5 protein-coding genes are annotated in these 12,310 nt (G+C 61.8%); 2 read left to right on the top strand and 3 right to left on the bottom strand.

Annotated features, from left to right (window positions below; all coding sequences use genetic code 11):
• Positions 1 to 4 precede the first annotated feature (4 nt).
• Together FX982_RS16295 and mfd are read right to left on the bottom strand one after the other, a co-directional pair.
• Positions 5 to 541 (bottom strand): CsiV family protein, encoded by a 537-nt coding sequence (locus FX982_RS16295; RefSeq protein WP_172611637.1) that lies wholly within the window; start codon positions 539 to 541, stop codon positions 5 to 7.
• Between the two features lie 9 nt (positions 542 to 550).
• Complete coding sequence (gene mfd, locus FX982_RS16300) at positions 551 to 4,015, bottom strand: transcription-repair coupling factor (protein WP_172611638.1); 3,465 nt, start codon at positions 4,013 to 4,015, stop codon at positions 551 to 553.
• 169 nt (positions 4,016 to 4,184) lie between these two features.
• Between mfd and FX982_RS16305 the strand changes: the two genes are divergently transcribed.
• Positions 4,185 to 5,648 carry a glyceraldehyde-3-phosphate dehydrogenase gene (locus tag FX982_RS16305; protein WP_172611639.1) on the top strand — a complete coding sequence of 488 codons (1,464 nt, stop codon included), beginning with the start codon at positions 4,185 to 4,187 and terminating at the stop codon, positions 5,646 to 5,648.
• 301 nt (positions 5,649 to 5,949) lie between these two features.
• Here FX982_RS16305 and FX982_RS16310 read toward each other — a convergent pair whose 3' ends face one another.
• A complete protein-coding gene (locus FX982_RS16310; RefSeq protein ID WP_172611640.1) occupies positions 5,950 to 7,242 on the bottom strand; it encodes an MFS transporter in 1,293 nt (430 codons plus the stop codon).
• A gap of 297 nt (positions 7,243 to 7,539) precedes the next feature.
• On the opposite strand from FX982_RS16310, the gene FX982_RS16315 reads away from it, so the two are divergent.
• Positions 7,540 to 12,102: a dermonecrotic toxin domain-containing protein gene (locus FX982_RS16315; RefSeq protein ID WP_172611641.1), complete on the top strand. Its 4,563-nt coding sequence runs from the start codon at positions 7,540 to 7,542 to the stop codon at positions 12,100 to 12,102.
• Positions 12,103 to 12,310 lie beyond the last annotated feature (208 nt).

A 12,310-nucleotide genomic window follows, 5' to 3' on the forward strand; every position in this document is an offset into this window, starting at 1 on the left:
TGCGTCAACGCGATGGCTGGACAGGAGAAACCTTGATCAGCAGGGCGAGGCTTCCGTTGTCCATATAGGTGAGTTCTCCGTTTCTGACCCGGGTCGCCTGACGCATGCGCTCGCTGGTCACCAGCACGCCGTGGCTGTCCAACTGGTTGACCCAGAAGTTCGCATCGATGTCGGTAAAGCGCGCCAGACCCAGGCTTACGGTGCCCTCAATGGGGAAGTGGCCGAACTGTTCCTGACCGTCGCTGATCGCCACCTTGCTCGGGGTGGCGCTGAGGTCCTGTTGCCAGGCGGTGTGCAGCAGCACTTTATAGCCGTCGCTTGATTCCAGCTTGTTCGCTAGCGTGTCGAGCGCTGTGGGCGTCTGGTTGTCCGCGCCCAGTGGTTGCGCCCCGGCGGCCCAGTCTTCCGGCGCGGGTTGATTGGTCGCCGCCGGTTCGCCGTTCTGGCGGAACAGGATCAGTTCCACCTGATAGGTGCCATCGGCGAAGGCCGCCGGGGCAAACAGCACCAGCAGCAGGGTGAAGGAGCGGATCAAACCCATGGTGAATCCTTAAGCCGATTTTTTGGATGGCGGTGGGGTCAAGCGTTCGAACAGCGCCTCCAGCGTGGCGAAGCGCTCCTCGGGGCGCTCCATCGGCACCATGAATTTGAACAGCGTGGCGCCTTCGAACTTGTAGCGTTTGGGCTGGCTCTGGATCAGCTTGATCAGTGTCAGCGGGTCGACCGGGGTTTCCGCCGCGAATTCGATGCGCCCACCCTGGGGACCGGCGTCGACTTTCTTGATGCCCAGTTGCTCGGCCTTCAACTTCAGCGACGTCAGGCGCACCAGATTCTTGGTGGGCTCGGGCAACAGACCGAAGCGGTCGATCATCTCGACCTGCAGGTCCTTGAGACCCTCTTCGTCGGCGGCGTTGGCAATGCGCTTGTACAGAATCAGGCGCGTATGAACGTCCGGCAAATAGGCCTCGGGAATCAGCCCCGGCACCCGCAGATTGACCTCCGGACCGCCACCCAGCGGCTGGTCGAGGTTCGGCTGCTCGCCCTTGCGGATCGACTTCACCGCGCGTTCGAGCATTTCCATATAGAGGGTGAAGCCCACCGCCTGAATCTGCCCGCTCTGGCCGTCGCCGAGCAGCTCGCCGGCGCCCCGGATTTCCAGGTCGTTGGTGGCGAGCACGAAGCCTGCGCCGAGGTCCTGGGTGTTGGCGATCGCCTCCAGACGCTTTTCGGCATCCGGGGTGATCTGCTTGCGCGGCGGCGTCAGCAGGTAGGCGTACGCCTGGTGGTGACTGCGCCCGACCCGGCCGCGCAACTGGTGCAGCTGGGCCAGACCGAATTTGTCGGCGCGCTCAATGATGATGGTGTTGGCGCTCGGCACGTCGATGCCGGTCTCGATGATGGTCGAGGCGATCAGCACGTTGAACCGCTTGTGGTAGAAGTCGCTCATCACCTGTTCGAGATCGCGCTCGTGCATCTGCCCGTGGCCGATGCCGATGCGCGCTTCCGGCACCAGTTCGGCCAGATCGGCCGCGCATTTTTCGATGGTCTTCACGTCGTTGTGCAGGTAGTACACCTGACCGCCGCGCAGCAACTCACGCAGCAACGCCTCTTTGACAGTCGGCTTGTTCTGCTCCATGACGAAGGTGCGCACCGACAGACGACGCGCCGGCGGGGTGGCGATGATCGACAGGTCACGCATGCCGGCCACGGCCATGTTCAAGGTGCGCGGGATCGGCGTCGCGGTGAGGGTCAAAATGTCGACTTCGCTGCGCAGGGCCTTGAGCTGTTCCTTCTGACGCACACCGAAGCGGTGCTCTTCGTCGATGATCACCAGCCCTAGGTTTTTGATCTTGACGTCGTCCTGCAGCAACTTGTGGGTGCCGATGACGATGTCAATCTTGCCCTCAGCCAGATCGGCCACGGCCGCATTGATTTCTTTCGCCGATTTGAAGCGGCTCATGACTTCGACCGTCACCGGCCAGTCAGCGAAGCGGTCGCGGAAACTGTTGTAGTGCTGCTGGGCGAGAAGGGTGGTCGGCACCAGAATCGCCACCTGGCGGCCGCCGTGCACGGCGATGAACGCCGCGCGCATGGCCACTTCGGTCTTGCCGAAACCGACGTCGCCGCAGACCAGACGGTCCATGGGCTTGGGCGCGAGCATGTCGGCGCGCACGGCCTCGATGGTGGTCTGCTGGTCCGGGGTTTCTTCGAACGGGAAGCCGGCGCTGAAGGTGTCGTAGTCCAGCTTCGGATCGGCGAAGGCATACCCTTCGCGTGCCGCGCGGCGGGCATAGATATCGAGGAGCTCGGCGGCCACATCGCGCACCTGTTCGGCGGCCTTGCGCTTGGCTTTCTGCCAGGCTTCCGAACCCAGACGGTGCAGGGGCGCAAGCTCGTCATCGCTGCCGGTGTAGCGAGCGATCAGGTGCAGGTTGGCCACCGGCACGTACAGCTTGGCTTCCTCGGCGTAGGCCAGCATGAGGAACTCGGCGACCTGGTTCTCTACCTCCAGCGTTGCCAGCCCCAGGTAACGGCCGACCCCGTGGTCGATGTGCACCACCGGGGCGCCTTCACGCAGCTCGGCGAGGTTCTTGATCACGGCATCGCTGGCGTGACTGTCGGCGCGCTTGTCGCGGCGACGACGCTGCATCACCCGCTGGCCGAACAACGGGCTTTCCGCTACCAGCGCCAGCGCCGGCTCTTCCAGCACCAGACCTTCGTCCAGCGGCGCGATGGTGATCGCCAGACGCTCCTTGCTGTCGACGAACTCCTGCCAGCTGTCCAGGGTTTTCGGGCGCAGCTTCAGGCGTTCGAGCAGCTCCAGCAACACTTCACGGCGACCGGCGGATTCGGCAGTAAACAGCACGCGTCCCGGGAACTCGCCGAGGAACTTCGACAGCGCCGCCAGCGGTTGATTTGCCTTGGCTTCGATGGCCAGATCCGGCAGAACCTGCGCCGGAAAACGCTCGCGACCGACGCCGCTTTCGACGTCGTCCTGGCTCGCGACCACACGGGGCCAGTTTTTCAGGCGGGCAAAGCAATCGTCCACCGGCAGGAACAGCTCGGCCGGCGGCAGCAACGGCCGCTCGGGATCGACCCGGCGTTCTTCATAGCGGTTGCGCACGTCCTTCCAGAAGGTCTCGGCCGCCGCTTCGATCCCTGGCATCGAGAACACCTGGGTGTCCTGGGGCAGGTAATCGAACAGCGTGGAGGTTTCTTCGAAAAACAACGGAATGTAGTACTCGATACCGGCCGGCGTGATGCCGCTGTTCAAGTCCTGAAAGATCGGGCTGCGCCGGAAGTCCACGTCAAAGCGTTCGCGGAAACGCGCCTTGAAACGCGTCACCGCTTCCTTCTGCAGCGGGAATTCTTTCGCCGGCAACAGACGCACCGAATCGACCTTGTCGATGGAGCGCTGGGTTTCCGGCTCGAAGGTGCGCAGGGTTTCGATCTCGTCATCGAACAGGTCGATGCGGTAAGGCAGTTTGCTGCCCATCGGAAACAGGTCGATCAGCGCGCCACGGACGGTGAACTCACCGTGCTCATACACCGTGTCAACGTAACGATAACCGCTGGCTTCAAGGCGGGTGCGCATGGCGTCGACGTCGAGCTTCTGGCCCACGTCGAGGACCAGGCTGCTGCCCAGCAGGAAACTGGTCGGCGCCAGACGGTGCAGGGCGGTAGTGATCGGCACCACCAGCACGCCGTGCACCAGTTCCGGCAGCCGGTAAAGGCTGGCGATGCGCTGGGAGATGATGTCCTGATGGGGCGAAAACAGGTCGTAGGGCAGGGTTTCCCAATCGGGAAAATGCAGGACCGGGAGCTCGGGGGCGAAAAACTTCAGTTCCTGTTCCAGGCGCTCGGCGCTCTGGCTGTCTGCGGTGAGCAGCAGAGTGAAGCGTTTAGCGGCGCTGGCAGCCTCGGCAATGGCGAGACTCAGGGCGGCACCGGGGAGGTTACCCCAATGTTGTTTGCCTGCTGCAGCAGGCAGAATCGGTAGGCGCAGAACGGGCACGGAAGTTAAAGCTCCAGGCGTTGCGGCAAAGCCGGGGAGTGTAACTAATCCGCAGAGACGCTGTCAGTTTTGTGCGCTCGCAATTATGTAGTGCTCCAGGTCGTGGAAAGTCTGGATTGCTCATAAACAAAGGCCTGTGCATAATGTAGTCCCTTTTTTCAGCCCCTACATGTGGAAGGTTCCCGTGACTCAGAAGCCCGACCAGTGTCTTGGTGAATGGATCGATCGTGAAGCCCTCGCCGAGGCGATGATCCCGCTTATCGGTCAGCTCTACCGCAATAATAATGTGGTGAGTTCGATCTATGGCCGCAGCCTGATCAACCGTTCAGTCATCGCGATTCTCAAAGCACACCGCTTTGCGCGTCACCGCCAGGCCGACGCCAGCGAGTTGTCCGTACACGAGACATTCCCCCTCGTCAAAGCCATGAGCGAGCTCAAACTGGGCGCCGCTTCGGTGGACCTGGGCAAGCTGGCGGTTAAGTACAAGGCCGAGGCCAATGGCCGCACCCCTGAAGAGTTCGTCCGCGAAGAAATGGCCGAAATCATCGGTCAGCAGAACTCCGGCGAGCGCAAAGGCACTGACGTCGTGCTGTACGGCTTCGGTCGCATCGGTCGTCTGCTGGCACGCATCCTGATCGAAAAAACCGGTGGCGGCGACGGCCTGCGTCTGCGCGCCATCGTGGTCCGCAAGGGCGCTGAAAACGATCTGGTCAAGCGCGCAAGCCTGCTGCGCCGTGACTCGGTCCACGGTCCTTTCGACGGCACCATCACCATCGATGAAGCCAACAACACCATCTGCGCCAACGGCAACCTGATTCAGGTGATCTACGCCAAGAACCCGGCCGAGGTGGATTACACCCAATACGGTATCAAGGACGCGCTGCTGGTCGACAACACCGGCGTATGGCGTGACGCCGACGGCCTGGGCCAGCACCTGCAATGCCCGGGTATTGATCGCGTGGTCCTGACCGCACCGGGCAAGGGCAAGTTGAAGAACATCGTGCACGGCATCAACCACCAGCAGATCACCGCCGATGACAAGATCATCTCCGCGGCATCCTGCACCACCAACGCCATCGTGCCAGTGCTCAAGGCAGTCAACGACAAGTTCGGCATCGTCAACGGTCACGTTGAAACGGTTCACTCGTATACCAACGACCAGAACCTGATCGACAACTTCCACAAGGGCGATCGCCGTGGCCGCAGCGCCGCGCTGAACATGGTTATCACCGAAACCGGCGCGGCCACCGCTGCAGCGAAGGCGCTGCCTGAGCTGGCTGGCAAGCTGACCGGTAACGCGATCCGCGTTCCAACGCCGAACGTCTCGATGGCCATCCTCAACCTGAACCTGGGGACGGCCACCACCCGCGAAGAGATGAACGAGTACCTGCGCCACACCGCGCTGTATTCCGATCTGCACAAACAGATCGACTTCGTGAACTCCCTGGAAGTGGTCTCCACCGACTTCGTCGGCTCGCGTTACGCCGGCGTCGTCGATGCTGAAGCGACTATCGCCATGGATAACCGCGTTGTGCTCTACGTCTGGTACGACAACGAGTTTGGCTATAGCTGCCAGGTGGTCCGCGTGATGGAAGAAATGACCGGGGTCAACCCGCCAGCTTTCCCGAAGTAGGTTGAAAGCAGCGGTAAGCGGTAAGCCTCAAGCTGCAAGCTGCAAGCCGAACTGCGAAGTAAAAAAACGCCCCGACTGGTTCGGGGCGTTTTCATGTGTGAGCAAATCCAGCGAACTGGCAGAAATCCCGAGGCGACCCACGATCCTGTGGGAGCGAGCTTGCTCGCGAAGGCTGACTGTCAATCACCAGAGAAAGTGGCCGTGTCATCTGGAAACAAAAACGCCCCGAATTAATCGGGGCGTTTTTTTGCTTGAGCTTATGGCTTGAAGCTTGAAGCTTGCCGCTTACTGCTCTCGGCGATCAGCCGACCGCCGTCACGCCTTGAATCCGCGTCTGACCCTTGCGGAACAGCACGAGCGTGGCGATCAGGCCCAGCACTGCCGCGCCGCTTAGCCAGATGCCCGGTGCGGCTTTGTTGTCCAGCACGTGAATCAGGTACGTACAGGCCGCCGGCGTGAAACCGCCGAACGTCGCGGTCGCCAGGCTGTAAGCCAGGGAGAAGCCGGTGGTACGCACTTCGACCGGCATGATTTCGGTCAGTGAAACCACCATCGCGCCGTTGTACGACCCGTACAGGAAGGACAGCCACAGCTCGACCATCAGCAGGTTGCCAAAACTCGGGTTGGCGGTCAGCCAGGACAGGGCAGGGTACGCCGTGATGATTGCCAGAATGGTCGCCGCCAGCAGCAGAGGCTTGCGGCCGATCCGGTCCGACAGTGCGCCCATCACCGGCAGCCAGATGAAGTTGGAAATACCCACGCAGACCGTTACCAGCAGGCTGTCCAGATCAGACAGGTGCAGCTCGTTTTTGCCGAACGTCGGGGTGTAAGCGGTAATCAGGTAAAACGACACGGTGGTCATGACCACCAGCGCCATGCCGGCGATGACCAGACCGAAGTTCTGACCGATCGACTTGACCACTTCGCCCAGGCTTGGGCGGTGGTGTTGGGCACGAGCTTCGAACTCGGGGGTTTCTTCCAGCGAACGGCGAATCACGAAGATCGCCGGAACGATCAGGCAGCCGATCAGGAACGGCACACGCCAGCCCCATTGACCCATGTCTTCCGGGCTCAGCCAGTGGTTCAGGCCAACACCCAAAAGACCGGCGAAAACCACTGCCGCCTGTTGGCTAGCCGACTGCCAGCTAACGAAGAAGCCCTTGCGGCCCGGCGTGGAAATCTCCGCCAGGTACACCGACACACCGCCCAGCTCAACCCCGGCCGAGAAGCCTTGCAGGAGACGCCCGATCAGCACCAGCAGCGGCGCGGCGACGCCCAAGGTCGCGTAGCCCGGCACGCAGGCGATCAATACCGTACCCATGGCCATCATCGCCAAGGTAATCACCAGGCCTTTTTTCCGGCCGTGGTGGTCGATGTATGCACCGAGGAAGATGGCACCCAGCGGGCGCATGAGGAAGCCGGCGCCGAAGGTCGCCAGCGACAGCATCAAGGATGCGAATTCACTGTCGGCGGGGAAGAAGGTTTTGGCGATGGCCGTGGCGTAGAAGCCGTAGACCATGAAGTCAAACATTTCAAGGAAGTTGCCGCTGACAACGCGAAATATCGCCTTGCCTTTGCCCGTGTTCGAGGCCATCTGGAATTACTCGCTTAAGCTGTCTAGCTGGGGGGATCCGTTATATTTATGCGTCCTCTGCTGCGGCGCCCGCGCTTGGCCTTGGGCGCCCCAGATTTGTAACGATATGTGTAAAGCTGGCGGTTGGCAATCAGAACGCCCTGCGCATCGACCACGGACGTCCCGCTGCACCCGCGCAAAAAACAATATCTATGTATTCCACCTACGGACTCGTTGCCGGTTTAACTCCCCGCAAATCTGCTCAGTGCCCACAGGCCGCTGAGCGCTTCTTCATCCCTTGCACGAGTTAACTGGCAAATGAGCCCAACCTTTGACCTGATCGCTGTGGTTTCACAGCGCCCGACGTTGCATGACGTCGCGCTTCGGCAGCTGCATGCCGCACTGCAACGACAATTCCCGAACCTTGAAATCGATCCCGAGATTTGCGTCATCACCCGAACCGCCTCCGATGGCAGTCAGCGCACGGAAACGCTGTTCAGAAATCTGCAGCAGGCATTCCTGACGGGCAAGACTCCACTCTGGCGCTCCGAGACCAACACACTTGTCATCGATCCCGCCGTACAGGACGCGACCCCGACGCCCATCGATTTCGATCAGCTGAATATTCTGGTCGATACGGTTGCTCTGGCGCTGAACGAACAGTTCCAGCAGGCGCTGATGGATTTCTGGGAAGCGCCGACTGCCGATGGGCAGAGCCCTTGGGCGGGGCTGTCTGATGCACTGAAGAAGGGCTATCTGCGAGCGTTGAACGACACCCCGGCGCTGCACAAAAACGAGGGCGATTTCCTTCGTCCCATCGCTTATTTTCCCGACCAGACCCAACGCAATTTCATGCTGAGTATCGACAAGGTCCATGCGGACGATGTCGTTCGTGCCTGCATCCCCCAGGCAGTGGATGCTTCCTCACCGGCGTCAGTGCTGCCCGTGCTGGCAGCGACCGGCGTGTGGGGCGGCACGGAGATGTTTTTCACTTGGCAGTCGCCGGGTGTCATCGTCAGGCATGGTTCGCTGGCTGATCTGATGGCCAGCCTCGGTAGGTCTCCGTCAGCCACCCAGGCCGAGGCCTGGACGCTGCGCGAGGTTGAGGGTGACCTGTTCAGTGCGCTGGCCCAGTCGATGCTGGCCCTCCAGCTGCAGCAGGTTGCCCGACTTGACCACCCCGACGCTGAGGATTTTGCCGAGCTCGATCGCCGTATGGCCGCCGCTACCGACATCACGCCTTTTCTGCTCCCCGTCGTTCCGGGCCTGGAAAGCCCCGAAACGCTTCCAGACTGGTTGCGCAAGGCCAGCGTCGCCGACCGCATGGATTTCAGCCGTCGAATGATTGCGTTGGCGAGCGCTCCAGCGGGCGCAGCAAGCACGTTCAACGAAGACATTCCGCCGTTGCTCGATTACGCCAGTCAGCAACTGCAGCGCGAAATGCTCGCCGATCACCCGGAGGCCGCAGATCTGCTGATCGCCGATCTGGACGTCGTTATCCGCAAAGTGGTCGCCGCCGCGATTCCCGGCGGTGGTCAGGTGGTCACCGCAGGCCTGGTCGAACCGGTCCGCATGAGCCTCGCCGAGTTTGCGCTGGAGAATCTTTCCGGCGAGCCGGCCGGTGCACTGCAGGTGGTGCACAGGGACGGCACCCCAGCGCCTGACTGGTTCAGCGCCGATTATCTGCGGCTGCTGGTGTGTCAGGTGGACATCGGCCGCCACTACCCAGCGCTGCTGAAACGGGTGCTGGTCACTGACCCCGACGAGTCCGCCAGGCGCCAGGCGGCGTACATCGACCCGCTTCGTGCTCAACTGCCCCTGCAGGCGCTGGAGCTGAAAATCCGTCACGAGGCGCATTTTTGTGACAGCGCCTATCAGCGTGTGGCCGCCCTCGTGCAGCCTCCGGAGCAACGCCCTTCAGCGCTGCGCGACACGACCCTGCGTCCGCTGGCCTTCCTCGCAACGGTTGGCAGGACGGCCGATGTGGTCGCAAACACCTTCGTGATCAGTGACCGCGATACGGCCGCGGGCCCGGTGGTGCTGTATCGACCGTTTTCCCGTCAGTCGCTGATCGAATTCGAATCCTGGGGCGCCCTGCGCGCGGCCATCGTCGAACCCGGAGAGCTTCAGGACGACGTACTGACCTGGATGGACGATCACGCGCGGCAGGTGTACGCCAATGGCGGCTTCGATCAGCCGCACATCGTGCGCTTCGGCCAGGGTTCGGAGTTCGCGCCGCTGGAGACACCACCGCCTGCACAGCTGGCCGTCGACGAGGTCGTCGGCGACCCGCTGGTTGCACTGTTCAAGGCCAATGCAGCAGCGCTGGTCGAGCTGGCGGACAGGCAGTCCACCTCCAACGCAGAAAGTCGCTGGGCCTTGCTCAAGCGCGGTGGCTGGCTGGCGCTGGAGACCCTCATGCCGTTTGTCTCCGGCCCCGTCGGCAATGCGCTGTGGCTGGTGCAGATGATGAACGAGGCGCAAGGGGCCCTGGCCTCTGAGCGCAATGCCACTGACCGTGATCGTGAAGAATCCATGGGCAATTTACTGCTCACCGTGGCGATGTTGCTGCTGCATAGCACCCAGGCTAATCGTGTCCTCCCGGCGCGCGGGCGATCAGCAGGGGTAGCTCGGCCGAATCTGGCAGACCTGCTGGCTGCACCCAGTCCGACCCTTGCCCCGGAGCCAACGCCTGTAGCAGAGCCCGACCCGCTGCCCGGCACAGTGAGAACCCAACTGGATTTTTCCTGGTCGCGCGCCGATCTGAGCCTCACGGCTGCCCAGCAGGTTGCGCTGCAGGCGTTTGAAGTCCGGCCAGCGCCTTTGCTGCCGGAGCCATCAGGCGCCGCTGGCACCCAAGGGCTGTATAAGCTGAATGGCGCGTGGTACGCGCGCATTGATGGTGCGGTGTACAGGGTTCAGGTGAGCGACCACGTGCAGATTATCGACCCGCGAAACGATGAACTCACCGGGCCCTGGCTTGCGCGTGAGAGTGAGGTCTGGCGTCTCGACCTTGGGCTGCGCCTTCGCGGCGGCGGCCCCAAGCGCAGCGCCCGGCAACTCGCGCTGGAAAACGCCGCCCGACTCAAGCTGGCCATCGCGGAAAAGTCCGAGCTGCTCAAGCGCCAGAACGATCTTTACATCAGGATTGTGGAGAACGACAACCGTATCGATGCCCTGCCGCTCGAAAGGCACCATGAGATCACTTCGTTGCTGGAAACAGACATCCGCGCCGTGATGGAGATCATCGACCGCAAAAATGCTATCGACCAGTCATTGCGTCCTGCCGATCGCACCCCTGACAAAACCTATGCCAAGGACCTGCAGGGCATCGTCAGGCGGATCTGTCTGCTGGAAGGCGTGCTGCTCAGCGACATGCTCATCGTCGCCAAAGAAGAATTGGCCCGGATGCGCGCCGTGTCCGGGATTCTCTCTCTCGAGAATGTCGGGATCTATCTGGGGCTGTTCGAGAAGTCGCTGGTGCTGCAAGAGAGCGGAGTGCACTGGGCGCTGGTCAGGGAAGGGCTGTGGCAGCGGTTGCGCGAGGTGCCGAAAGTCGGCGAGGCATACTGGCGCACGGAAGCGCTGGAGTTTTACAACAACAGGATGTTCTCCCTCGTTGATTGGCGCGCCAGTCGCATGTGGTCGTCCCTCGAACTGTGTTTCAGCGCCGAGACCATTCTGGACACCCACAGGGCGGTGACGCTCAAGCGCATGCTCAACGACGACTCGCTGCACTCGGCGCTGAGCTCTCAGGCCGAGCTGGAAAGGCCACACGATTACACGATCGCCGAACAGATCGCTGTGCTGGAAAGCTCCCTCAGGGAATATGACCGGGCCTCGATCGTCGCCCTGGCCGCCTTCGAGAGCGAGCCCGAGCTGGTCGATCCCCCGCACTTCCACCGATTCTTCGAGGACCTGTCGGCGATTTCCGACCGTGCCGAGCACCGGCTTTCGGACCTGATCCGCGAGAGCGAGGAGCCCGCCGAGACGCCTGCGGAATATGTCCCGAGGCTCAAGCAGACACGCAAGCGGGTAATCAAAACCCGAGGGCACCGCACGTTGATCGGCCGATTGCGTGAAGGCGAGGAGCCTTCACTGGGTGAAGTCGTGGAGGTCAAGGCGGCCACCGGTGATCGGGTGGTCGGCGCGTACCACCAGCACGCGGAGGGGGAATGGGTCGAAATCGAGGAACAGCCACGCAAGCTGGGCAATCGCGACAGCATCGTCCCACTGGCAGAGCTCATGCGTCGAAGCCGCGCCCTGCTGGATCGGGTGGAGCCCGAGATTGCCAGCGCGGTGCGCCAGTCTCGCCGTGCCAATGAGCCCGAGGACATGGAAGACATCCTGGTGCAAAAGGCCGACAAATTAGGTGAGCTGGCGGAGAAGCTGCAGATTCATCTTGAAGATCCCCATGCGGTAGACGGCAAGGGTGAATCAGTACAGCCCCTGCTGGACGAAATGCGTGTCGCCGAACAGCGATTTCGCGAGCAGGGACGTCAGCTGCGTATCGAGATGATAAAGCGCCAGCCGCCGACGGCCAGTCGCGTCAGTTATCTGGATCGACAACATGAGGTGCGCATTGCCCGTGTCGACGGCCGAAAAAACATGTCGGGCAGTCGTCGCAACGATTTCGTGCAGGAATATGCGATCCGAGACAAGGATGACCACCTGCTGTGGTGGGCGCATTTTCACTACGCCAGCGAGGACGCGGCCTCGGATGCCTTCACCGCCGCCCACCTTAAACTGCCGGACCAGCGGCTGATGGGTTACAGGGCGATGCTCAAGGCGGCCAAGGACAACAAGGAAGTGGTGAGCATTTATCGCAGCGCCATCGGCAAGGAACTGGCGCACCGTCTGTTTCTGCATCTGGCCGAGTGAATTCCTCGGGTCGCCGTAGGGACAGATGCCTGGGCGTGCGATTTTTTTAGGAATCGTCACGCAAGGGATTTATCATCCGCAGCAATTCTGCAGTCGAGTGAGGTTTCCAGCGCTCGACCTGCGGCACCGCAGAGAGGTCTGCCGAGGGACGCGACCAAGGGTTAATGGTCGTTTGCCCTCGGTGAGACTAGACTGCGCCGCGAGTTTC

Origin of the sequence: Pseudomonas graminis (assembly GCF_013201545.1) — a bacterium.
Lineage (GTDB): Bacteria > Pseudomonadota > Gammaproteobacteria > Pseudomonadales > Pseudomonadaceae > Aquipseudomonas.